This is a genomic window from Williamsia sp. SKLECPSW1 (assembly GCF_054332755.1).
Window position 1 is genome coordinate 494,804 of the sequence record NZ_JBTGLI010000001.1, and the last position, 26,994, is coordinate 521,797.

2 protein-coding genes (1 of these 2 running past the window's edge) are annotated in these 26,994 nt (G+C 73.7%); both read right to left on the reverse strand.

Annotation, left to right across the window (positions count from 1 at the left end; all coding sequences use genetic code 11):
* Positions 1-18,837: the 5' portion of a non-ribosomal peptide synthase/polyketide synthase gene (locus ACXVUM_RS02360; protein WP_458520269.1), read on the reverse strand. The gene continues 18,717 nt to the left of window position 1, outside the view; the window shows 18,837 of its 37,554 coding nt (coding positions 1-18,837); the start codon lies at positions 18,835-18,837; its stop codon lies beyond the left edge, outside the window.
* Positions 18,834-26,993 carry an amino acid adenylation domain-containing protein gene (locus ACXVUM_RS02365; protein ID WP_458520270.1) on the reverse strand — a complete coding sequence of 2,720 codons (8,160 nt, stop codon included), beginning with the start codon at positions 26,991-26,993 and terminating at the stop codon, positions 18,834-18,836. The genes ACXVUM_RS02360 and ACXVUM_RS02365 overlap by 4 nt, the downstream gene beginning before the upstream one ends.
* Between the last annotated feature and the right edge of the window lies 1 nt (position 26,994).

Below are 26,994 nucleotides of genomic sequence, written 5' to 3' on the forward strand. Positions count from 1 at the left end.
GAAGTCGTCGGTCGCGCCGACCCGGGGGATGTCGAGGACGTCGGCGACCACGGCCGCCACCACGCGTTCGTGGTCGTCCGCGGGCGCGACGACAGCGATGTCCGGGGCGACAGGCTCGGGCAGTGCGGAGCGGTCGAGCTTCCCGACGGGGCTGAGCGGCATCTCCTCGACGACGGTGACGGTGGCCGGGACCATGTAGGCCGGCACCGTCGCGGCGACGTGGGTGCGGATCTCGGACGCGAACTCTGCTGCGTCACAACCGGACTCGGTCGCGGGTTCGACCCACGCGGCGAGCGACGCGGTGGGCCCCTCGCCGATCAGCAGGACCGCGGCGCGGCGCACCCCGGGGTGGCGCAGGATCACGGTCTCGACCTCGCCGAGTTCGAGCCGTTGTCCGCGCAGTTTCACCTGGCCGTCGGATCGGCCGACGTAGCTCAGCAGATCACCGCGTCGACGAACGAGGTCGCCGGTGCGGTACATCCGCGTGCCGTCGGGTGCGGCGACGAACCGCTCGGCGGTCCGATCGGGTCGGCGGTGGTAACCGCGGGCGAGACCGGGGCCGGACAGGTACAGCTCGCCCAGCGTGCCGTCCGGGACCGGCCGCAGGTGCTCGTCGAGCACCCGTGCCGTCACACCGGGCATCGGGGTTCCGAGCGGGACCGCACTGTCCGGCGTGAGCGCGGTGCTCGTGACCGCGAGGATCGTCGTCTCGGTCGGTCCGTAACCGTCGTACACCGCACCGGGCCACCGCCCGATCTCCCCCGGCGGCACGGCTTCTCCGCCGGCGAGCAGATGGACCAGGGGAAGCGACCCCGGGTCCGGGATCGACGCGGCCACCGACGGGACGAGGAAGGCGTGCGTGAGGTGGTGTCGCGCGATCCACCGGGCCAGTTCGGCGCCGCCGACAACGTCGTGGGGTGCGATCACCAGCGGTGCCTGCGCGACGGCCGCACCGAGGACCTCCAGCACGGCGGCATCGAACGACGGCGAACTGATCCCCAACCACCGTGCGCCGGGGGTCGAGGCGTGGCGGTCGCGCAGCGTGGCCGCGACAGCGGAGAGCCCGGTGTGGGTGACGAGGACACCCTTCGGGACGCCGGTCGATCCGGACGTGAAGATGAGGTAGGCACCGGCGTCGACGGACACCGGGGGCCAGGTGGTGGGCCGGGTGGTCCCCGGCACGGACGCGCGTTCGCGCAGGGCGGTGAGCGCGGCGTCGTCGAGTGCGATGGGCACGCCACCGGTGCCAGGCGTGTCCTCGGTGCCGTGGGCGTCCACCCCGGCACCGATCAGCATCACCCGGGCGCCCGCCTCCGCCAGGATGACGCGGCGCCGCTGCGCCGGGTAGCGCGGGTCCACCGGACACCAGATCGCGCCGGTGAACGCGACCGCACGCAGCGCGACGTGGACGGCGGCGGAGCGCCGGATCAGCCCGGCGACGACGGTCTCCGGCCCGACACCGGCGTCGAGGAGATCGTGCGCGAGGGCGGTCGCCGCCGCGTCGAGGTCGCGGTGGGTCCACTCGCCGTCGGCGTCGACGAGCGCGACCGCGTCGAGATCGGCTGCGGTGGTGAGGACGTCACGCAGCAGCTGTACCGGGGGTGCCGCGGGTCCGACGAGCGTCGCGGTGTCGCGGCCGGGCAGCAGTACCTCGATGTCCCCGACCCGCATGTCGGGGTCGGCTGCGAACGCCTCGAGGACGGCGGCGAACCGATCGGCGAGATCGCGGACCGTACCGGCGTCGAACACGTCGGCGGCGCCGGTGACGCGCACCCGCCAGGCAGCAGGGTCGTCGGCGGTCAGGACCCCCACGAGCAGGTCGACCTTCGCCTCGTCGACGGGCAGGGCCATCGGTTCGACCGTGACCCCGGGCAGCGCTCCCCCGGCGACGGGTGCGTCGTGGGCGACCGTCAGGAGCACCTGCACGAGCGGCGGTACCGCTGCCGAGCGCCCGGTCGTGGGACCGGCGAGGCGGTCGACGAGGTGCTCGAACGGCGTGCGGTCGTGGGCGAGCGCATCGAGGTCGTGTCCGCGGACGCGGGCGATCAGCTCGCCGACGCGCTCCTGGGGGTGCACCGGGGTGCGTAGGACGACGGTGTTGACGAACATGCCGATCAGGTCGTCGATCTCGGCCCGCCCGCGCCCGGCAACCGGCGTGCCCAGGACGACGTCGTCGGTCGCCGCCACCCGCGCGAGGAGTGCCGCGAGCGCGCTGTGCAGCACCATGAACACCGACGCCCCGTGGCGCCGCGCGAGCGACTCGACCGTGCGCGCCGCGCGCTCGGAGAGCGCGGACTCCACCGTTGTCCCGACCCCGCTCGGCGATGCGGGACGCGGCCGGTCGAGCGGCAGGCCGATGACGGCCGGGGCATCGGCGAGGGTGCGGGTCCAGAACGTCAGATCGCCGTCCCGGCTGTCGTCGCCGTTCTCGTCCGCCTCGACGAGGGCCCGATGCCAGACGGCGTGGTCGGCGTACTGGATCGGCAGCGGCGGCAGATGCGGTGCGGTGGAGTCGATCCGAGCGGTGTACGACGCGAGCAGATCACGCAGCAGGATCGGCACGGACTCGCCGTCCGCGGCGATGTGGTGGACCGCGACGACCAGTGCGGTGGGGTCACCGGGGGCGATCCGCACCCGGATCGGTAGGTCGGTGCGGAGGTCGAACGGCGTCGTGAGCACGGCGAGTGCCGCGTCCTCGCCGTCGACGGTCGCGACGTCGACCTGAGCGGCCGCGGTGTCCGCGTCGAGGATGCGCTGCAGCGGCCCGGCGCCGTCCTCCGGGTAGATCGTGCGCAGCACCTCGTGCCGTGCGAGCAGGTCGGTCACCGCACCCCGCACCGCGACCACGTCGACCTCGCCGCGCAGACGGACCGCGAGCGGTATGACGTACCCGGCGGTGGTCCGGTCCTCGTCGAGGCGGTTGAGGTACCACATCCGTTGCTGCGCATGCGACAACGAGATCCGCAGTGTGCGGTCGACCGGTACGGGCGCCGGGACGGCCGGACGGCTCCGCGCCACCGCCTCCTCCGCGGCGCGCACGATGTCGCCGATCGTCGACGCCTCGAACACCGATCGCACACCGAGGTCGTGGCTCAGCACCGCCGAGAGGCGTCCGGCGACCCGGGCGGCGGTGAGCGAGGTGCCCCCGAGGTCGGTGAACGCGGCGTCGGCAGGGACCACGTCGAGTCCGAGGACATCGGCGACGACACCCCGGACCACCTCGGCCAACTGCGATTCCGGCGACGGTGCGGGTGCGGCCTCGACCGGGGCGGGGCGGACCGCCGTGGGTGTCGATGCGGGGAGGAGTTCCCCGGTGCGCGAGTACCGGACCGACAGGCCGGTGCGCAGCATGCGTTCCCCCGGCGCCCCGAGGTCTGAGGCGATCAGGCTGTGACTCGCCGTTCCCGCCGCTCCCTCCGACGGGGCCCCGCCCGTCGACGCGACGGCGTCGCCGCCGAGGTACAGGTCGCCGACGGCACCGGGCGCGGCGGGGCGCAACCGTGCGTCGCGCACCCGCGCCACGACGCCGGGCAGCGGCCGGCCGAGGGCCGGAGTCGTGTCGTCCGGCGACACCTCGCGGTGGAGGACACCCAGTGCGCCGGGCGTGACGGTCAGCAGGGTGTGCAGGCGAACGCGCGGGAAGCGGCCGAAGAGCTCCGACGCCGCGGGAAGCGCGGCGCCGCCGCCGGTGGCGACTGCGAGCCGCAGGAACGGCAGGTCCGTGTCCGGCACGGCCGCCGTGAGCCGATCGGCGGGCGCGACGACGACCGAGACACGATCGGGATCCACTGTCGCGGTGACGGTCGCACCACCGATCAGCGCCCACAGCGAGGCGGCGATCATCGACGCATCCGGCCCACCCTGGTCTGCGGTACCCGCCAGGAGCACCTCGTCGCGGGAGTCCACGGGAAGCCGCTCGGCGAGCCACGTGAGGTGTCCGGCCAGCGCGGCACGCGTGACGACGTGGCCGTCGTGGACGATCGCGGGCAGCCGGGGATCGGCGAGGACCGTGGGCACATCGGTCGGGACGGTGTCGTCGCGCACGCCCTGGGTGACGGTGACGGCGGCGGACGCGTCGGAGGTCACCACGTGGCCGCCGGCGAGGAGCGTGGCCGCCACCGCGATCGCGTGCTCGTCGGAGAGCGGGATCCGCACGGCCACGGGCGTTCCCGGCACGACACCGCGGCGCACGAGGTCGGCGGCGGTCGCGGCCACCCGCGATGCCCGCGACGCCGGGGCGACCAGCACATCGGCGAGATCGACCGCGCGCGCCTGTCGCGAGGCATCCGTCGGAGCGGACATCGCCACAGATGGCACCTCGACACCCGACGGCACCCCGAGATCACCGACCGCGCGATCCGGTCCCGCGACACCGTCGGCGAGGACGGCTGCGAACTCGTGGGCGAGTGCCTCGACGGTGGCGGCGTCGAAGAGGTCGGTGGCGTAGGCGATCTCCCCGTCGATCCCGGTCGGCGTCCCGTCGTCTGCACGCGTCGCGGCGATCCCGACGGTGAGGTCGAACCGGGCGGCCGGTGGACCCGCGTCGACGGGGGTGACGGTGAGGCCGTCCACCTCCAGTGCGGCCGAGCCGTGTTCGGTGACCGACACCATCACCGACGCCAGCGGCGGTGTGTCGGTGTCCCGGGCGGCCAGCCGCTCGACGAGCACCTCGAACGGGGCCTCGGCGTGGTCGAACGCGGCGAGGTCGGTGACCCGCACCGCACGGACGACATCGTCGAAGCTCGTGTGGGGGTCGATCGGCGTGCGCAGCACCAGGGTGGTGACGAACATGCCGACGAGGTCGTCGAGTTCGGCACGACCGCGGCCGGACGCCGGGGTCGCGATCGTCACGTCGGCGCGACCCGCACGTCGGGCGAGGACCACGGCGAGCGCAGCGTGGACGACCATGAAGACGCTGACGCCCCGCTCGCGGCACCACCGGTCGAGTGCCGCGGTGTCGATGTCCGCCATGGGGATCGCGACCGATTCGCCACGTCCCGTCGGGGCGGACGGTCGCGGCCGGTCGGACGGCACGACGACCGGGTCGACGACACCGTCGAGTTCGGCGGTCCACCAGTCGATCTGCTGTGCGAGCACCGACGACGGGTCGTCGGGGTCGCCGAGTACGTCGGCCTGCCAGAGGGTGACGTCGGCGTACTGCACGGGCAGCGGCGGGAGGCTCGGCGGCGCACCGGCGACGCGGGCGCGGTAGGCGTCGACGAGGTCCCGGGTGAACGGGGTGACGGACTCGCCGTCGGAGGCGATGTGGTGCATGACGACGACGAGGTCGTGGGTGTCCCTGTCGACTTCGCGGACACCGGCTCGGATGGGGAGATCACGGGTGACGTCGAACGGTCGGGTGGGGAGGTCGGCGACGTCGTCGCTCACCCACCACGACTCCGCGTCGACGGTGTCGAGGATGTGCTGACCGACCGTGCCGGTGTCGTCCTGTCGGAAGACGGTCCGCAGGCTCTCGTGGCGGGCGATCACGTCGCCGATCGCCGCGCGCAGCGCCGGGACGTCGAGGCCGCCCCGCAGCCGTAGGGCGAACGGGATGTTGTACGCCGGTGACGTCGGGTCGAGGCGGTTGAGCACCCACATCCGTCGCTGCGCGGGCGACACCGGGATGTGGTCGGGACGGGGGCCGGCCACGATCGGCCTCGCAGCGGCACCCCGGAACGCGGCACCTGCGCTCGCCGCACCTGCCGTCGCCTCGGTGATCCGACGCGCCAGCTCCCGCGGGGAGGGTGCGTCGAAGAGGTCCCGGACACCGACGCGCAGGTCCAGTGCGGCACCGATGCGTGCGGCGGCGCGCGTCGCGGACAACGAGGTGCCGCCGAGGTCGAAGAAGCTCGCGGTGGCCGAGACCGCGTCCAGTCCGAGCACCTGGGCGATCACGTCGGCGATCACCTGTTCGGTGTGACCGGCCGGCGGGGCAGCTGTGTCGCCGGCCGACGGCGACCCGGGCAGACCTCCGCCGTCGATCCCGGGCAGTGCCCGTCGGTCGACCTTGCCGGATGCGGTGACCGGCAACCGATCCAGGATCACCCAGCTGTCGGGGCGTAGCCCGGGCGGGAGCACGGCGGCGGCATGCGCGGCCACCTCCGCGGTGGTGATGCCGGGACCGGCGACCCAGACGACCAGACGGTCGGCGACCACCGCGGCCGCTGCCGCGACGACTCCGTCTGCGGCGGCGACGACGTTCTCCACCTCGCCGAGTTCGATGCGTTGGCCGCGCAGCTTGACCTGGAAGTCGCTGCGCCCGAGGTACTTCAGCTCCCCGTCGGCGGTCCAGCGCACGAGGTCGCCGGTGCGGTAGAGCCGTTCCCCGGAGCCCGAGGGGTCGGCGACGAACCGGTCGGCGGTGAGGTCTGGGCGCCCCGCGTACCCGCGCGCGAGCTGGACGCCGGCGAGGTGGAGCTCGCCGGTCACACCGGGCCCGACGGGGTGGAGCCGACGGTCGAGGACGACGACACGCGTGTTCGCGACGGGGCGCCCGATCGGCACGGTGGTCGCGTCGGGCGCGACCTCGTGTGCGGTGACGTCGATGGCCGCCTCGGTGGGCCCGTACAGGTTGTGCAGCCGCGCGCCCGGCGCAAGGGCGAGCAGGGCTGTGGCCGTCGCGGCCGGGAGCGCCTCCCCCGATGCGACGACATGGCGCAGTGATCGCAGACGCGGATCGCCGCCGGTGGTCCCGCCGTGTGTGGTCCCGCCGTCTGTGGCGGCCACGGCGTGTGCAGCACCGACGGTCTCGACGAAGACGGCCATCATCGACGGGACGAAGTGCAGACAGGTCACCGACGCCCGTGCGACGAGCGAGGCGAGGTAGGCCGCGTCGCGGTGCCCGTCCGGGTCGGCGATCTCCATCGTCGCCCCGACGATCGGCGGCAGGAACACCTCCCACATCGCCACGTCGAAGGTGAGGGGCGTCTTCTGCAGGACCACGTCGTGCTCGTCGAGCTCGAGATCGCGCTGCATCCAGGCGATCCGGTTGACGACGGCGTCGTGGGTGACGGTGACGCCCTTGGGGCGGCCCGTGGATCCGGAGGTGAACAGGGTGTACGCGGCATCGGCACCGCGCACCGGGGCGAGGCGGTCGACGTCGGTGACAGGTGCCGCGTCGGGCACCGGACCGCTGCAGTCGACGACGGTCTGCGGGACGGGCGCCGGCGAGGCGGCCCCGTTCGGTCCGACGAGCATCCGGACGACGGACGCGGTGCGGCAGATGTGGTCGACACGCTCGGTCGGCGCCTCGGGATCGATCGGGACGGCATGGCCTCCGGCGGCCACGACGGCGTGCACCGCGACGATCATCTCGATCGACCGCGGTATGCACACGGCGACAGCGACATCGGGTCCGACGCCGACGGCGATGAGGTCCCGCGCGAGGCGGGCCACGTGCGCACCGAAGCCGCGGGCGTCGAGGACACGGTCTCCGTGGCGCAGCGCGATCGCGTCGGGTGCGGCGGCGCCACGGAGAGCCACGAGGTCCGACAGACGGGCGTCGGGCACGGTGAGGGCGGGTCCGCGGCCCCAGGTGTCGACGAGTTCGGCGGTGGCCGTGTCGATCCTGTCGAGGTCGCCGACCGCGGTGTCGGGACTGTCCGCGAGCGCGGTGAGCACCGCGACGATCCGCGCGAGCAGATCGTCGGCGCAGGTGTCGGCCACGACCGACGGCCGGTACTTCAGAGTCAGCATCAACCCGTCGTCGCCGGGAGCAGCGACGACCGCGATCGGATAGTGCGTCGCGTCGGCGGTCGTGATGCCCCGGATGTCGAGACCGGCGGCGGTCGCCCCCGCGGTAACACCGTCGGCGTCGACGGGGAAGTTCTCGTACACCACCAGGCTGTCGACGGTCAGATCCACGTCGACGCCGCGCGCGATGTCGTCGAGCCCGACGAACTGGTGGTCGACGACCGCCGCGCGATGCCGGTGCACATCCCGCACCACGTCGGGGACGGTGTCGCCGGGCGCCGCGGTGACCGCGATCGGCACGGTGGTCACGAAGAGCCCGACCATGCGATCGACGTCGTCGACCTCCGGGGACCGCCCGGCGGCTGTCTCGGCGAACAGCACGGTGTCCTCGCCGGTCAGACGCGCGAGCACCACCGCCCACGCGGCGTGGACGGCTGAACTCGTCGTGACGCCGAGGCCACGGACGCGGGCGGTCACCGCGTCGGTTGTCCGGCGATCCAGCCGGGTCGTCGTCTCCCGGTGGTCCGGCCCGGCCACCGGCTCGGTCGGCGCAGGCAGGGCCGGGGCGACGAGGGTGGGGCCCTCGACGTCGGCGAGAGCCTCCCGCCACGCGTCGAGGGCAGCGGCGGTGTCCTGTCGGGCGAGCCACTCGAGGTGGTCGCCGAAGTCGAGGACCTCGGTGTCCGCAGCACCGCCCAGGAGGTCGGCGAGCAGGATCGGCCCCGACCATCCGTCGACGATCAGGTGATGTGCTGTGACGATGAGTGACAGCAGCGGCGCTGCGCCCTCGGATGCGGTGCGGCCGCCGGATGCGTTGTGGCGCACCGCGACGAACCGGATCAGGCCCGGTGCGGCGAGGTCGAACGGACGTGTCCGCTCGTCGGCGGCGAGCGACGCGATCGTCTCGTCCGCCGCGTCGTCGCCGGTGAGATCGATGTCGCGCCAGTGCGGTCGGGTGTCGGGGTCGACGACGACCGCCGCACGCCCGGAGTCGAGGCGGTGGAACGTCGACCGCAGCGCCGGGTGTCGGACGAGGGCCTGCGCGGCGGCGGCACGCAGGCTCGTCGACGTCCGGTGCCCGGCCAGGGTGATCACCGACTGTGTGACGTAGGGGTCCACCTCGTCGGCGCCGGTGACGAGTCCGCCGCGCCCCAGCTCGGACTGGAAGAGCAGTCCCTGCTGCAACGGCGTCAGCGGCCACAGACGAGCACCCGGTCGGTCGCGGAGCAGCGCGTCGATCTCGTCCTGGACGAGTCCGGTTGCGGCGACATCGGTCTCGCTCGGCCCGGGTGTCCGGTCGGTCACCGCGGTGGCGGTCGCGCGCACCGCGTCGACCCAGGAGTCCGCGAGCGCGCGGGCCCGCCGCTCCCCCGCGTCGCCGCCGCCGAGTGCGCCCGGCGCGACGGTCACCTCGGCGCGGACACGGCGACCGAGGTCGTCGTGGACGATCGCGGTCGTCACCGTCACCGCGGCGAGCGCCGACATCGCGCCGCGGGTGACGGCAGGCAACGACGGCGCATCGGATGCGGGTCCGAACGCTGCCTCGTTCTCGGTCCGCTGCAGGACACCCAGGTGGTTGACGGTCACCGAGGGCAGCGGGACGTCGCGCAGGGGTGAGCCGTCCGACCAGCGCAGCGGCCCGAACGCCACACCGCGATCGGGGGTTCGGGCGAGGGCGTCCTTGGTGACATGGACGAGGCGGATCATCCCGACGGAGTCGTCGCCGCGACGCGGGATGTCCACGGCGACCGGGGCGAATGCGGTGAACCATCCCACGGTGCCGGAGAGGTCGGCACCCGGCGCGACGTCCTCCTCGCGACCGTGGTTCTCCACGAGCACCGCGATCCTGTCGGTGTCCGACCCCTCGGCGAGCGCGCGGGCGACGGCGGCGAGCAGCACCACGTCGATGCTCGTGTCGAAGGCCCCGGCGACCCTCTCGAGCAGCTCCTCGGACAGTGCGGCGTCGAGCGTCGTCGACACCGTCGTCACGTCGACCTGCCGGTCGCGGTCGGGGTCGACGACCACCGGCACCCCGTCGACGACAGGCGGTGGCACCGACAACCGGTCGCGCCACAGCGGGATCTCGTCGGTGCGTGCGGAGAGGTCGGCGAGGACCTGCGCCCATCGGCGGTAGGACGTCCCGCCCGCCGTGATGTCGACCGGCGCTCCCGAACCGTGCTGCCACCACGCGGTGGCGAGTCCGGTGACGACGGGGTGCCAGGACACGGCGTCGACGGCGATGTGGTGGATCGCGAGGACGAGACGCCCCGGACCGCCGGCCGCCACGACGCCGACGGCACCGACCATGATCCCGCGGCCGGGATCGAGTGTGGACAGCGCGATCTCGTGCGCGTGCCGGATGTCCGCGTCGGTGATCGACGCCACCGCGGAGGTCAGCGACACGTGCACCTGCGCCGGGTCACCGGCACCGGCGGTCACGGTCCAGTCACCGCCGGATCTCGTGAGCGACGCCGTCAGCATGGGGTGCGCCCGGACGACCGGCTCGACGACGGCGCGGAGGTCGTCCGCGGTGACGCCCTCCGGCAGGGTCAGCACCGTCGACTGCGAGAAGTCCCGCACGGCAGCGGGATCGGCGCTGTCACCGACGAGGTCGAGCATCCACGACACCTGCGGAGGCAGGGGCATCGTCCCCGTCGGTCCGTCGGCCGGTTCGGCGAGTGTGACGGCGTGCGCACCCCGGATGCGCTGTGCCAGTTCGCGGACCGTCGGTGCCGCGAACACGTCCCGCGGTGTGACGGTGAACCCGGCTGCACGCAACAGCGAGGTGAGGCGGATCGCGGCGATGGAGTCGCCGCCCGCGGTGAAGAACGACGTCGTCACCGACACGGACTCGACGCCGAGGACACCGGCCACGATGTCGGCGACGATCCGTTCGTCGTGGGTCGCGGGTGCGACGAGACCGTCGGAGGCGAGGACGGTGAGATCCGGTGCGGGCAGGGCGCGGCGGTCGAGCTTGCCGCTGGCCCCGATCGGCGCGGTGGGCAGGAGGGTCCACACGGTGGGCCGCATGTACTCGGGGAGGGCGTGCGCCACGGCATCCGTGGCGGCCTCGAGCACGGTCTCGTCGTCGCGCCCGACGAGGTAGGCGGCGAGGTGGTCGGCACCGGCGGGTGTGCGCGCGACGACGACGGCGGTGTGCGTGACCCCGGGCACCGTGGCCAGCACGGCCTCGATCTCGCCGAGCTCGACGCGCTGCCCGCGGATCTTCACCTGCGAGTCGGTGCGGCCCAGGTACTGCAGCTCGCCGTCGCGGGTGCGGCGGACGAGATCGCCGGTCCGGTAGAGCCGTTCACCGATCGCGAAGGGATGGGCGACGAACCGTTCGGCGGTGAGGTCGGGCCGCACGGCGTACCCGCGCGCGAGCTGGATCCCCCCGAGGTACAGCTCGCCGACGACGCCGTCGCCCACCGGGTGCAGGCGCGCGTCGAGGACATGGGCCTGTACCCCGGGGACGGGGCGGCCGATCGGGACGACGTCACCGACGGTGGGCAGTGGCGCGTGCAGTACCTCGACGGCCGCCTCCGTCGGTCCGAACAGGTCGTGGAGTGCGGCGTCCGGCAGTGCGATGCGCGCGGCGCGTGCGACCGCCGGCGTGAGCGCCTCCCCGGAGCAGAACAGGTATCGGACACCGCGCATCTGCGCCAGTCGGTCCGGTCCGACGACGTCGAGGAACACCGACAGCATCGACGGGACGAAATGCACCGAGGTGACACCGTGCTCGGCGACGAGGGCCGCGATGTGGTCGGGATCGGTGTGGCCGTCGGCGCCGGCGACGACCATCCGCGCACCGGCCACCAGCGGTGCGATCAGTTCGGGCACGGAGACGTCGAAGGTGACCGGCGTCTTCAGCAGCACGGCGTCGTCGGCGCCGAGCGGGAACGCCTGCAGACCCCAGCGGATCCGGTTCAGCACGGCCCGATGGGAGACGGTGACGCCCTTGGGTCGTCCGGTCGAGCCGGAGGTGAACAGCGTGTACGCGGCGGCGTCCGGGTGGATGGGGCCACCGCGCTCGGCATCGGTGACGGGCGGGGCGGCGCGGGTGTCGACGACCACCGGGATCGCACGGATCCCGCTGTCGCGCAGACACGGCGGGAGGTCGTCGGCGACCAGTGCCACCCGCGCACCCGAGGTCTCGACCACGTGGGCCGCACGCTCGGCCGGCGATGTCGGATCGAGGGGGACGTAGCGCCCACCCGCGGCGAGCACCGCGTGGATCGCGACGACGAGGTCCACCGACCGCGGGAGGCTCACCACCACGGCGGTCTCCGCACCGACACCCGCGTCGAGCACGGTGCGGGCGAGCCGTGCCACCGCGGAGCCGACGTCGGCGAACGTCAGGGACGCACCCGTGGGTCCGTCGACGACCGCCGTGGCCGAGGCATGACGTGCGGTCGCCTCGGCGAAGACGGACACCAGGTTCTCGTCGCCGGCCATCGCGGGCGGCCCCTCCGCCGCGGAGAGCGCGGCGATGCGTCCCTGAGGCCCGAGCAGGTCGACGTCGCCGACCGCGGTCGTCGGCGGCGCCTCGGCGAGCGTGACGAGCATGCGGGTGACCGCGTCGGCGATCATCACAGCCGTCTCGACGTCGAAGAGACTACGAGCGACCGTGACGAGCCCGTCGAGTCCGTCGCCGGTGTCGGTGACACCGACCGTCAGGTCGACCTTGGCGGGTTCGGGGCCCGGGTCGGCGACGGTGACCGAGAGATCGCCGATCGTGGTCTGCAGGGCCGCGCGGGTGGTCCCCTCGTCGAGGACGAGCATCACCTGGGCGAGCGGCTCGAACGACTCCGACCGGACGGGGTCGAGTGCGTCGACGACCCGCTCGAACGGCACGTGTGCGTGCGCGAACGCGTCGAGGTCGACCTCGGCGACGGTCGCGAGGAGGGTGTCGAGGTCGTCGGCGGGGTCGAGAACGGTCCGCAGCACGACGGTGTTGACGAACATCCCGACCAGCGGGTCGATCTCGGCACGCCCGCGACCGGCGACCGGGGTGGCGACGGCGATGTCCCCGGTGCCGGTGATCCGGGCGAGGACAGCGGCCAGTGCGGCGTGCACCACCATGAACAGCGTCGCGCCCCGCCGGGTCGCGATGGTGTGCAGGCGGTTCCGGTGCTCGGCGGACAGCGACCAGGTGACCGTCTCCCCGCGGGCGTCGGCGACGGCGGGGCGTGGGCGGTCGGTGGGCAGCGGCAGCAGGTCGGGCGCAACGGCCAGCACCGATCGCCAGTGTGCGAGCGCGCGTGCCATCTCCGACGCGGGATCGTCGGCGGCGCCGAGTGTCTCGCGCTCGGCGAGAGCATGGTCGGCGTACTGGATGGGCAACGGGTCCCACTGCGGGGCGGTCCCGGCGGCGCGCGCGGCGTAGGCGGTCGCGATGTCCGCCGCCAGGATCGGCGCCGACTGCCCGTCGGCGGCGATGTGATGGACGGCGAGCACGAGGAGATGATCGGTCGGGGCGGTCGAGGCGATGCGACCGCGCACCGGGAGGTCCACGGTGACGTCGAAACCGTCGGCGAGCACAGCGCGCGCCGTCGTGTCGCTGTCGGGGCCGGTCAGCGCACGCCAGTCGAGGCGGTCGTCGACCACGGACGTCGGGAGCACCACCTGCACGGGCTCGCCGCCGGAGGACGACGGGTACACCGTGCGCAGCACCTCGTGGCGATCGACGACGTCGCGGACCGCGCGGTACATCGCGTCCGCGTCCAGCACGCCGCGCAGCGCGACGACGACCGGGATGGTGTACGCCGACGAGGCGGTGTCGAGCTGGTTGACGAACCACATGCGTCGCTGCGCGTGCGACAGCGGGATGCGTGCCGGGCGCGGTCGGGGCCCTCCCGGTACCCGGACCGTCGCCACACGTCCGGCGAGAGCGCCGGCCAGGGCACGTGGAGTGCGGTGGGCGAACAGGTCCCGGACGCCGATGTCCACACCGAGCGCGTCACCGAGCCGGGCCACGACCCGCGTCGCAGACAGGCTGGTGCCGCCGAGCGCGAAGAAGTCGTCGATCACCGAGACCCGGTCGGTGTCGAGCACCGCGGCGACGACATCGGCGACGACTCGCTCACGGTCGTCGACGGGGGCGACGAACGCGGCGCGGTCGACGGTCGGGGCCGGCAGTGCACGACGATCGATCTTGCCGACCGTCGTCATCGGGAGGGCGTCGACGACGACGATCGACGGGACCATCGCCGACGGCAGTCGCTGCGCCACAGCGGCGGTCAGCTCCGCGGTGTCCACCCCGGCGCCGGTCGGGACGACCCACGACACGAGCGTCGTGTCGTCACCGGTGCGGTACGGGCCGGTGAACGACGCCGCGACCTCGGCGCGGCCGGTGAGGACGGCGTCGACCTCACCCGGTTCGACGCGGACGCCGCGGATCTTGACCTGGAAGTCGCTGCGTCCGAGGTGCACGAGTTCCCCCGAGCGCAGACGGCGGACGACGTCACCCGTGCGGTAGCGGCGGCGACCGTCCGGCCCGGCGACGAACCGGTCGGCGGTGAGATCCGGTCGTCCCCGGTAGGCGCGGGCGAGCGCGGGTCCCGAGAGGTACAGCTCGCCGGCCACGTTCACCGGGACCGGCTGCAGGCGTGTGTCGAGGACCTCGACGCCGACGCCGGCGACGGGGGTGCCGATCGTCGGCGGGCGGTCGGGGGTCATCGGCGCGCTCGCGGTCGACCACACCGTCGCCTCCGACGGCCCGTACAGGTTGAGCATCGTGCGATCGGATGCCCAGGCGCGCACCAACTCCGGGCCGCACGCGTCGCCGGCGACGCAGAGGACCGCGAGGTCCGGCAGGTCCTCGGACGGCACGGTGGCCAGCGCGGCGGGCGTGATCACGGCGTGGGTGACGCGGTGGACCCGCAGGACCTCGGCGAGCTCGACACCGCCGACGACGCCGGGCTCGACGACGACCTGCGCGGCGCCGGCCGCTGCCGCGATGACTGTCTCGAACACGGCCGCGTCGAATCCCGGTGCGGCCACACGCAGCACGCGCGACTCCGCTGTCAGCGCGAGCCGACGGACGGCCTCGGCCGTGAGCGCCGCCAGCCCGCGGTGGGTCACCTCGACCCCCTTGGGCGTCCCCGTGGAGCCCGAGGTGTACACGACGTAGGCGACGTCGTCCGCTGCGACGTGCGGCCGTCTCGTCGGATCGACGGCGGCGTCATCGCGCGGTGCCACCCGGATGAGTCCCTCGGGCGGAAGGGCCTCGTCGAGTGCGACGGCCACCCGCACGCCCGCCGCGGTCGTCATCGCGACGACGCGATCGGCCGGCGCCGTGGGGTCGATCGGCACCACGGCGGCACCGCTGCGCGCGACGGCCCAGAACGCCACCGTCGCATCGACGCTGCGGGGGAGGACGATCGCGACGGCGTCACCGCGCGTGACACCGGCCCCCGCGAGACGGCCGGCGAGTGCGTCCGCACGCCGCGACAGCTCGGCGTAGGTGAGCGACTCTCCCCCGCCGACGAGGGCGGTCCGCCCGGGATGGGATGCGACCGCCGCGTCGAGAACATCGGCGAGGAGCCGGTCGGTGGGGACGACGTCCGGCAGGCCCACCGTGGCCTCGACAGGCCGCGGCAACGGCAGGTCGCCCACGGGCGCATGCGGGGCCGCGACCACCTCGGCGGCGAGCGCCCGGAGACGGTCGGCGAACTCGACCACGGTCTCGGCGTCGAACAGCGCGGTGGCGTAGGTGATCACGGCACGCACGTCGCCGTCGGTCCCGGGATGCGCGTCGGTCCCGGGATGCGCGTCCGGCGCGTCCACGGTGAGCTGCAGGTCGACCTTCGTCGTGTCGACGTCGACGTCGAGGAACTCGACGCCGACGCCGGGGAGGTGCAGATCCGGACGGTCGTGGTTCTGGAACGCCAGCGCCACACCGAAGAACGGTGCGTGGGCGGTGCTGCGTTCCGGGGCGAGTTCGGCGACGACGGTCTCGAACGGGACGTCGGCGTTCGCCATCGCCTCGATGTCGGTGGCGCGGACCCGGTGCAGCAGGTCGACGAACCCGGCCGAGCGGTCGACGGGGGTCCGCAGTGCGACGGTGGTGACGAACATGCCGATCAGGTCGTCGATCCCGGGCGCACCGCGCCCGGCCACCGGGCTGCCGATCACGATGTCGTCATCGGTCCCCGAGCGTGCCAGCGTGACCGCCAGCAACGCGTGCATCGCCATGAATGGCGTCGCACCGTGCGAGCGCGCGAGGTGGCAGAGCGCGGACCACGTGTCCCCGTCGATCGAGAACGCCTGGTGCGCACCGGCGTCGGACCACATCGGTGGGCGTGGGCGGTCGAGCGGGAGATCGGTCACACCCTCGACGTCGCCGAGCCGCGACCGCCAGTGCTCGAGCTGGCGGGCGGCGAGGGAGGACGGGTCGGAGGGATCGCCGAGCAGATCGTGCTGCCACGCGGCGTGGTCGGTGTACTGCACGGGCAGCTCGGGCAGATCCGCGGGCGTGCCGGTCAGGCGAGCCCGGTAGCACGCCATCAGATCTCGGACCATGGGTGCGATCGACGCTCCGTCACCGATGATGTGGTGGATCGCGACGACGAGCACCCAGGCGTCGTCGGCGACGCGCACCAGCCGCACCCGCAGCGGCGGTCGGGCGGCGAGGTCGAATCCTGTCGTGGCCCGCGCGATCGTCGTCGCGAGTGCGTTCGGCGTCGGTCGCAGGTCGACCGGCGGGTCGACGGCGACGTCGACGTCGGCGCCGACGGGGTCGACGACGGCCACGGGGACACCGTCGGATGCGACGAAACGGGTCCGCAGGGTCTCGTGCCGTCGGATCAGGTCGCCGACCGCGGCGGCGAGGACATCCGGCCGGAGCGCGCCGGTGAGACGCAGCGCGAACGGGATGACATGGGCGCGACCACCCGGGTCCAGGGCGTCGAGGAACCAGATGCGGTGCTGCGCCGGGGACAGCGGACTCTCGAACGGCACGGTGCGGTCGCGCTCGAGGGGTTCCGGCGCGCGGCGAGCGGGTCCACCGGCGCGGTCCGCGACCGCGGCCGCGAGCGCACGGACGGTGGGGTGGGCGAACACGTCGCGCACCGAGACCGCCACGCCGAGACGGTCGGAGGCGGCGACCGCCCACCGAGCCGCGGCGAGCGAGTTGCCGCCGAGGTCGAACAGCGATGCGGTCACCGGCAGCTCGGGGAGGCCGAGCACGTCGGCGGCGATCGCGGCGAGCACCTCCTCGGTCGGGGTCGCCGGCGGCGCATCGACGACGGTCGTGGACGTCGGCGCCGGCAGCGCCGACCGGTCGACCTTGCCGTTGACCGTGAGCGGGAGGCGGTCGAGGACCATCACGTCCGACGGGACCATGTAGTCGGGCAGCACCGCGGCCACCGAGGCGCGTATCTCGTCGGCGTCGGCGCGCGCGCCCGTCACATACGCGACGAGGCGATCGGTCGACCCATCGGCGGACGGGTCGGCGCCGGGTCCGGGCCGGTGTACCGCCACCGCGGCCGACGAGACACCCGGCGCCGCGTACACCGCGGACTCGACCTCACCGAGCTCGATCCGGTACCCGCGCAACTTGATCTGGTCGTCGGCACGCCCGCCGAACCGGAGCGAGCCGTCGACGGATCGCACGACGTCACCGCTGCGGTACATCCGCGAGCCCGGCGGTCCGGTCGGGTCGGCCACGAACCGCAGGGCGGTCAGGTCGGGTCGGCGGAGGTAGCCGCGGGCGAGCTGTCCCCCGGCGAGATACAGCTCGCCCGGCACGCCGTCGGGAACGGACGCGAGCCGCGCGTCGAGAACCCGTGCGCGCGAGCCGCTGAACGCCACACCGATGTCGGGGTCGGTCGCGGATGCGGAGAACTCCGCCGTCATCGCCCGCCGCGTCACGTAGACCGTGGACTCGGTCGGCCCGTACACGTTCTCCAGAGCCACGTCCGCGCGGGGGTGATCGGCATGCCAGCGACGCGCTGCGGCGGGGTCGAAGGACTCGCCGGCGAGCACGATTCGTCGCAGAGCCGACGGGATGCCCTGCGCGCGGAGGACATCGGCGACGGGGTGGAACAACGACGGCGTCGCGGCGAACAGCGTCACGTCCTGGCGGTCGAGGACGTCGACGAGATCGACGGGGTTGCGGACGGTCTCGGCGTCGACGACGACGAGGCGCCCGCCGTCGGTCAGCGGGGTCCACAGCTCGGCGACCGACACGTCGAACGCCACGGAGTGCACCGTCGACCACACGTCGTCCTCGCCGGCGGGCAGCGTCTCGTGCAGGGCGGTCAGCAGCGCGGCGACCTGACGGTGTTCCACCACGACGCCCTTCGGGACGCCGGTGGATCCGGAGGTGAAGATCGCGTAGGCCGCGTCGCGTGGATCGGGGTCGACGAGAACGACCTCGTCGGACGGGGTCGTCGACCGCAGATCACCGAGCGTGCGGACGGGCACCCCGGCCGATCGCGCGAACTCCCCGGCATCGGGCTCGTCTGCGTCGACCGCGTCGCCGACGACGGCGAGCACCGGGTGCGCGGCCTCGAGGATGGTGCGTAGTCGGGCGGGCGGGTGCGCACGGTCGAGTGGGACATACGCTGCGCCGGAACGCATCACCGCGAGAAGCGTGACCACGAGGTCGACGTCGCGCCCGAGCGCGACCGCCACGAACTCTCCAGGGCCCGCACCGGCCGCGACGAGCGCTCGGGCGAGCGAGTCGGCGGCCGCGTCGAGCGCGGCGTAGGTGAGCGTGCCGCCGGTGGTGTCGGTCGCGGCGATCGCATCCGGGCGGCGGCGGGCCGCTCCGCGGACGAGACCCGGGACGGTGTGCCAGTCGGTGGTGCCGATCGCCGCGATCGCGGCGTCGACCGCCTCGGCGGTCTGCGCAGTCGCCGCGGCGGCGATCTCGGTGGGCGCGAGCCCGGCACGCGGCATGAGCGCCGTGACCGTCGCGCGGACCGCGGCGTCGGCATCGATGCCCCGCGACGCGAGCGCCGCTGCGGCCGCGGCGACCCGCCGGTGCAGGTCGGCGAACGTGACCGCACCTGTCGCGCCGTGCATCGCGGAGAGATCCGGTGCCACGCGCGCGGCGACCGACAGGAGCTCGACGAGGCCCCGGCGGCCACGCGAGCGCGGCGGCACGCGGTGCGCGCCGGTACCGGTGACGGTCACGCCGACTCGGCCCCGTCCGCCCACATCCCCGCGACAGCGGCAGCGTCTCCGGCGATCGCGCCGTCCAGGGCGTCGAGGAGTCCGGCCGCGCGGCGGGCGATCGCGTCGACGGCGAGGTGCACTCCGTCGGTCTCGTCGGTGTCCGACACCCCGAGTGTCGGGAGGAGACCGGTGAGCGCGACGACGAGGGCGGTTCCGGGGTCGGTGTCCGGCAGTGCGGTCGCCATCGCCACGGCCGACGCCTCGAGGTCGAGGAAGGTGACCGCGGCGCCGTCGTGGTCGACGGCGACGACATCGGGCAGCACCGCGGCAGCCGCCGACACGAGGCCCGCGGCCGCGGAGGCACCCACGAGCGCGCCGCGGCCGGAACGCAGACCGCCCGGCTCGTCGATGTCGTCGGGTGTGCTCCGAGGCTCCTCCGCGGGCGTCGTCAGCGACAGGTCGCCGACCGGCGTCGACGGGTCGGCGACGACGGACTCGAGCAGCCGCACCCACCGCTGCACGAGCGTCTCGACGGTGGAGCGGTCGAACAGGGTGGTGTCGTAGGTGACCCGGCCGCCCAGTCCCCCAGCACGGTCCACGCCGTCGATGTCGTCGGGGAAGATCGCGACCTCGAGATCGACCTTGGCCGTGGCGGTGTCGGGGTGCCGCGGTGTCACACGAACGCCGTCGATGGTCACCGGCGCGAGGCCGAGATCCTGGAAGGCGACCATCACACCGAAGAGCGGGGTGTGCAGCGTCGACGACGGCCGACCCAGCACGTGGTCGACGATGCGGTCGAACGGCACGTCGGCGCGCGCGAGGTCGGCGAGGTCCTCGGTGCGGACCCGGGCCAGCAGGTCGGTGAACGGCTCGTGCGGCGAGATGCGTGTCCGCAGAGGGACGGTGGTGACGAACATGCCGACGACGTCGTCGAGGCGACGGTCGTCCCGCCCGGCGTGGGGTGTGCCGACGACGACATCGGTGCTGCCCGAGAGTCGCGCGAGCAGCACCGCCAGAGCGGTGTGGACGACCATGAACACGGTGGCGGCGTGCGCCCGCGCGATCTCCTCGAGGCCGGTGACGACCTCGGCGGGGATGCTCACGTCGACCATCTCGCCGACCCCCGGGCTGTCGGGGCGAGGCCGATCGGTCGGGAACCCGCTACGGTCCGGCGCGCCGTACAGCCGCTCACCCCAGTACGCGAGCTGTCGCTGCTCCTCGGTCACCCCGGCGGGGTCGGTGGCCGCGAGTCGCTCGGCATGCCACCGCGTCCAGTCGGCGTAGTCGACCTCGACGGGCGTGCCGCGGCCCGACAGGAAGGGCGGTGTCGCGCCGGCGACGCGGGCGGCGTAGGCGGTGGTGAGATCGCGGGCGAGCGGCGCCAGCGAGGCGCCGTCGGCGTTCATGTGGTGGATCGCGACGACGAGGACGGTGCGGTCGGCGTCGACCCGCAGGATCGCGGCGCGGACGCCCGGTTCGGTGACCAGGTCGAATCCCCGGCCGGTCACCTCGCCGATCGCCGCCCGGACCGACGCATCGTCGGGTGCGACGTCGCGCCGGATGATCTCGATCGCACCCAGTGCCTGCTCGGCGGGCACGATCACCTGCACGGGGCCCTCCCCCACCAGCGGGTAGACGGTGCGCAGCGTCTCGTGTCGGGCAACGAGGTCTCCGATCGCCGCGGAGAGGGCGTCGTGGTCGACCGCGCCGTCGAGGTCGAGCGTCAGGGCGATGACGTAGGCCGCCGACGTCGGGTCCGCGCGGTTGAGCATCCAGAGACCGCGCTGGCGGTCGGACGCTCCCACCACCTCCGGCCGCGGACGTCGGACGAGGGGGCGGTGTGTCCCCGTGGTGGCCGTCGTCAGGTGCGCGGCGAGCGCAGCGGGCGTGGGGTTCTCGAACACCACCGCGGCCGGCACCCGCCGGTCGAGGACACGCTCGAGGTGGGCCGCGAGACGTGCCGCCGACAGCGACGATCCGCCGAGCGCGAAGAAGTCCTGGTCCACACCCACGGAGCCGACACGGTCACCGCCGACGGTGCCGAGCACGTCGGCGACGGCCTCGGCGACGACGGCCTCCATCTGCGTGCGGGGTGCGACGTGATCGACGTCCGCCGTACCGATCTCGACCGGAGGCAGCGCCGTGCGGTCGATCTTGTGGGTGCGTGTGGTGGGCATCGCGTCGAGGACGACCACGGTCCGGGGCACGAGGTGGGCGGGCAGCCGGTTGCGCGCGCGCTCGATCAGCCCCTGCGGGGAGGGGTTCGAGCCGGTCACGTACGAGACGAGAACGGTCTCGCCCGACGGGGCCGCGGCGCCGACGGTGACCGAGCGGGTGACCGACGGGTCGTCGGCGAGCACGGCGTCGACCTCACCCGGCTCGATGCGCATCCCGCGGATCTTGACCTGGAAGTCGTTGCGGCCGTGGTAGACCAGGGCGCCGCCGGCGGTGCGGGACGCGAGGTCGCCGGTGCGGTACAGGCGTTCGCCGGGGGCGAACGGGGATGCCACGAATCGCAGGGCGGTGAGGTCGGGGCGTCCGTGGTACCCCCGGCCGAGGGCGGCACCCGAGAGGTACAACTCTCCCACCACGTCCTCGGGGACGGGCCGCAGTCCCGGGCCGAGGACGAGTGCACCCACGCCGTCGATCGGGGTGCCGATGGTGATCGGATCGCCCTCGCGCAGGGGCGGTGTCGCGGTGGAGGTGATCGTCGCCTCGGTCGGCCCGTAGAGGTTGATCAGGCCGCGGCCGGTCGCCGACCATCGGGACGGCAGCTCCGGCGGACACGCCTCACCCGCGACCATCACGGTCGAGATCGACGGGACCGCCGCCGGGTCCACCGTGGCGGCGACCGACGGGGTGAGGACGGCGTGGGTCACCCCGTGTTCGGCGACGACGGCCTCGAGATCGGTTCCCGCGAAGGCGTCGGCGGGGCTCACGACGAGTTCTGCGCCGGCGCAGAGGCCCAGGAGGATCTCGAAGACGGCGACGTCGAATCCCGGGGACGCCACGTGCAAGACCCGGCTCGCCGGTGTGACGTGCAGGAGGCGGTGCTGCTCGGCGACGAGAGTCGCGAGCCCGGCGTGGGTGACCCCGGCGGCCTTCGGCGTCCCGGTCGACCCCGACGTGTACAGCAGGTACGCGAGGTCGTCGACGTGGATCGGGCGGATCCGCTCGTCGGCGTGGACGGGATGTGGAGCATGTGCCGCGCAGCGCAACTCGACATCGGCGTCGTCGACGAGGACGACCGGAACCGTCACGCCCGACGGCGACGAGTCGCCGGTCGCCAACACCACGCGGGCACCGCTGTCGGCGATCATCGTCGCCACCCGCGCCGCGGGGAAGCGGGGGTCGACCGTCACGAACGCCGCCCCGGTGGCGGCGACGGCGGCGACGGCGAGCACGAGGTGCGCCGAGCGGGGCATCGTGAGGGCGACGACGTCACCCGGGCCGATCCCCCGGGTGATCAGGTCACGTGCCCACCGGGCCGTGGTGGCCTGCAGGTCGGACCAGGTCATGGTGATGTCGCCGGAGATCGCGGTCGCCGTCGGGTCGGCGAGTGCCGCACCGGCGGCGAGCAGATCCGCCAGCACGACGGGTGCGGCCGAGGCCGCGCGCGGGGCGGTCAGCGCTGCCACCGTCGGCGCGGCGAGGACGTCGACGGTGCCCACCGCGCGGCGCGGGTCGTCGATCATCGCGGCCAGCACACGCCGGAACATCACGCCGAGGCCGTCGATGCGTGCGGCGTCGAACAGGTCGGTGGCGTAGGAGATCTCGACGCCGAACGCGTCGGGTCGGTCGGTCACCGACCACGTCAGGTCGTATTTCGCGGCGGGGACACGGGCATCGAGGAGTCCCGCGGAACCCGACCACGCGTCGAGGTCGGCGAGATGGTCGGGCCCGACGGTGAGCGCGACCTGGAACAGCGGCGAGTGCGCAGGGGTGCGCTGCGGTGCGAGTGCGTCGACCACGCGCTCGAAGGGGATGTCGGCGTGGGCCATCGCGGTGGCCCGGACGTGGTGGTTGTGCGCGAGCAGGTCGGTGACGGTGGTCGCCGGCCCGACCGCGGTGCGCAGGACGACCGTGGTGACGAACATCCCGACCAGGTCGGCGAGTGCGGGGTCGTCGCGCCCGGCGACGGCGGTGCCGATGCTCACGTCGTCGGTCGACCCGAGCTGCGCGAGGAGGATGTCGAGCGCGGTGTGGAAGACCGAGAAGGGTGTGGTGCCGCTCGCTGCGGCCAGGGCACGGACACCGTCCGAGATCGACGGCGACAGCGTCAGGTCGACGGTGGCGCCGGCGCCGGATGCGACGCGCGGTCGCCGACGATCCGTCGGGAGTTCGAGCAGTTGCGGCGCACCGCGCAGCTCCTCCTCCCAGAACGCGAGACCCTCGACGAGACGGTCCGACGGCGCCTCGGACGTACCGAGCGATTCCGCCTGCGCGACGGCGACGTCGGCGTACTGCTGCTGCAGCGGTGTGAACGCCGGCGCACGTCCGGCGCGCCGCGCGCCGTAGGCGTGGACGAGGTCCGCGAGCAGCGGGCGCAGCGAGAACCCGTCGGCGGCGATGTGATGGACCACGACGACAGCCGCGTCACCGGCGGGGTCGCCGGTCACGAGCACCGCGCGGACCGGGACCTGCTGCAGCAGGTCGAATCCCGACTCGACGAGCGCGGCGATCGTCTCCGATCGGCCGACGGGCCCCGCGGGCACCACCAGCGGAGAACTCGCCTCGAGACGTGTCACCGCGTCCTCGGTGGGGAGGATCTGTTGCACCGGTTCGCCGTCGACCGCGGGGAAGACGGTGCGCAGGATCTCGTGGCGGTCGAGCACGTCCACGACCGCGGCGCGCCACGCGTCCACGTCGCCGGGCTCGGCGAGGGCGAGCGCACCCGACATGTTGTAGGTCGCGTCGTCGGGTGCCATCCGGTGCGTGAACCACAGACGCGTCTGGGCGGGTGCCAGCGGGATGCGTTCGGGGCGTTCGGGGCGTGCGGGACCCGTCGACGCCGACGCGGCGCCACCGTCGTCGGCGACGGTCGCCCGAGCAGCCAGCTCCCGCAGGTCGTGGGCGTCGAACACGTCGGTCAGTGCCAGGAGCAGTCCCGCCGCGCGTGCCCGTGCCACCAGGCGCGCGGCCACCAGCGAGTCCGCACCGAGTCGGAACATGTTGTCGGTGACCGAGATCGGCGCCTCGGGTCCGCGTCCGAGCGCGTCGGCGACCAGGTCGACGAGGACGCGCTCGGCCGATGTCGCCGCCGCGACGTGTCGCTCGGGAACAGGCCTCGTCGGCGCCGGCAGGCCACGACGGTCGAGCTTGCCGGATCGTGTGGTGGGGAACGCGTCGAGGACGACTGCGGCCTCGGGCACCATGTGCGCCGGCAGCCGTGTCCGGCACCACGCACGGACGGCGTCGACGTCGGCCGCACCGCGCAGGTAGGCGACGAGCACCGGCGCCGGGCCGAGGTCGTGGCGCGCGACGACCACGGCCGCGTCGACACCGGGCATGGCGGTGACGACGGATCCGATCTCGCCGAGTTCGACGCGACGGCCGCGGATCTTGACCTGGTCGTCACCGCGCCCGAGGTACTCCAGCGCGCCGTCGTCGTCCCAGCGCACGATGTCCCCGGTGCGGTACATCCGTGCTCCGGGCGCGCCGTGCGGGTCGGCGAGGAAACGGTCCGCGGTGAGTCCGACCGCACCCACATAGCCGTGCGCGAGTTGTCCCCCGGCGAGGTACAACTCGCCCGCCACGCCGGGTGGGACCGGGCGCAGCCGTGCGTCGAGGACGCGGGTCACGGTCCCCGGCACCGGGCGGCCGATCGGGACCACGTCCTCACTGCCGACGACGTGACGGGTGACGTCGACGGTCGCCTCGGTCGGTCCGTACAGGTTGACCAGCGTCGGGCCGTCCGCCGACCGGACCCGTGCGGCGGACGTCGCGTCCAACGCCTCTCCGGAGGTGACCAGCAGGCGCAGGTCCGCGCCGAACGCGGGGCGCTCGGTGACGACGTCGAGGTAGGTGTCGAGCATGGAGGGCACGAAGTGCGCGACGGTGACCCCGGCGGCGACCATCCTCCGTCGCAGGTATTGCGGGTCCCGATGTCCGTCCGGCGCGGCGATCACCATCCGCGCACCAGTGGCCAACGGCCACAACAGTTCCCACACCGACACGTCGAACGTCGCGGGTGTCTTGTAGAGCACGGCGTCGTCGGCTGTGAGGGCATGGTCGTCCTGCATCCATGTCAACCGCCGCCGGACCGCTGCGTGACCGACCTCGACACCCTTCGGCTCACCGGTGGATCCCGAGGTGAACAGGACGTAGGCCGGGAGATCCGCCGGGATCGACGTCGCCGTCGGTACGGAGGGCGTGGCCGCCGACCACGCCGCGAGTCCGCCGTGCCGGGTGAGGAAGTCGGCGTCGACGATGGCCGCGGGACGCACTCGCTTGGCGATCGCCGCCCGGCGGTCGGCCGGGTCGTCGGGGTCGACCGGGACCCACGCGGCACCGAGGGTGAGGGTCGCGTAGATCGCGCAGACCTGTTCGATCCCGCGCGGCAGCGCCACCACGACGCGGTCACCCGAGCCGACGCCCTCCGCCGCGAGGACACCCGCCAGACCCCGACGGGCCCGGTCGACCTCGGCGTAGGTGAGCGTTCCCGCCGCGTGGTCGATCGCGACGGCGTCCGGCCGGGCCGCGACCTGTCGGTCGAAGTCGGCGAGGACGCTGCTCGGTTCGGCCGGCAGCGCCACGGCTGGGCCGGCCGAGAGGGCGGCGATGCGTGCGCCCTCGCCGGGCAGCAGCAGGTCGAGGTCGGCGATCGCGGACTCGGGGGCGGTGACGACCCCGTCGAGGAAGGACAGGAACCGCCGCAGGTGGGTCTCGATCTCGTCGGCACGGTAGCGGGCGGCGTTGCCGTGGAGGTCGATCTCGACGGGTGCATCACCGCCCGCCTGGTAGACGTTCAGACGGAGGTCCTCGGCCACTCCCGACGACAGGATGCGGTAGCCGACGTCGGCGCCCTCGAGCCGCAGCGGCCGGTCGAAGAGGACCATGTTCACGATCGGGCCGAACGACATCGCCGAGGTGTCGGTGAGTCCGGCGAGTGCCCGGATGTCCTCGAACCGGAACCGTTGATGCCGCAGACACCCGGTGAGTTCGAGCGTCGTCGCGCGGACGAGGTCGGCGACGGTCGTCGACGCCTCCACCGGCAGCCGCACCGGGAGCATGTTGGCGACCATGCCCGCGGACCGCTTCACCAGCGCCGTCGTCCGGGCGGTGACGGGCAGGCTGAGCACCACCTCGTCGCTCGCGGTCATCCGGGCGAGGAACGCCGCGAACGCCGCGCCGAGCACGGCGGGCACCGACGCCCCGAGGTCTCGCGCGGCCCGCGTCAGCCGTGCCTGTGCCTCGGGGGTGAGGGTGCTGCCGGCCGCGACGTGACGGTGCCTCGCAGCGGCGTCCCCGACGGGTGCGGTCCGCCGTGCGAGGGTGGCCGGCTCGGGCAGGTCGGCGACGCGCTCAGCCCAGTACGCGCGGTCGGTCTCGCGGCGGCTGCTGGTGGCGTAGCGGGCGTCGTCGGCGACGACGTCGGCGATGCTTGCGCGGGTCGGGGCGGTGTAGGGGTCGTCGCGCACAGCGGCGTTGTAGCGGTCGACCGCCTCGTGCAGACAGGTCAGGGCGCCGACGCCGTCGAACGCGATGTGGTGACCCCGCAGGTACCAGAGGGTGCGGTCGTCGGCGACACGCAGGAACGTCGACACCGCGACGGGATCGGCGAGCAGATCCATCGGGCGCGTGTGGTCCGCGGCCATCCACTCGTGCGCCGCGGCGAGGGGGTCGTCGGCGTCGCGCAGGTCGATCTCGTCGACGGTGAACACCCCGTCGGGCTCGATCCACTGAAGCGGGACCTCGTCGACGACGGCGAACCGCGTGTGCGCCGACTGCAGGGAGCGCGCCGCGGTCTCGACACCGCGCCGGAACAGCTCACGGTCGAAGACCCGGTCGCCGTCGGTGACGTCGAGATAGTGCGCGACGGTGACCGAACGGGCGTCGTGCGCCAGTTCGGCGAACCACATCGCGCGCTGGGCAGCCGTGAGCGCGAGGAGCGGCGTTACGTCATCGACCGCCCGAGGACACGACAGCTCTCCCCCAGCATCTGCTTCACCCATC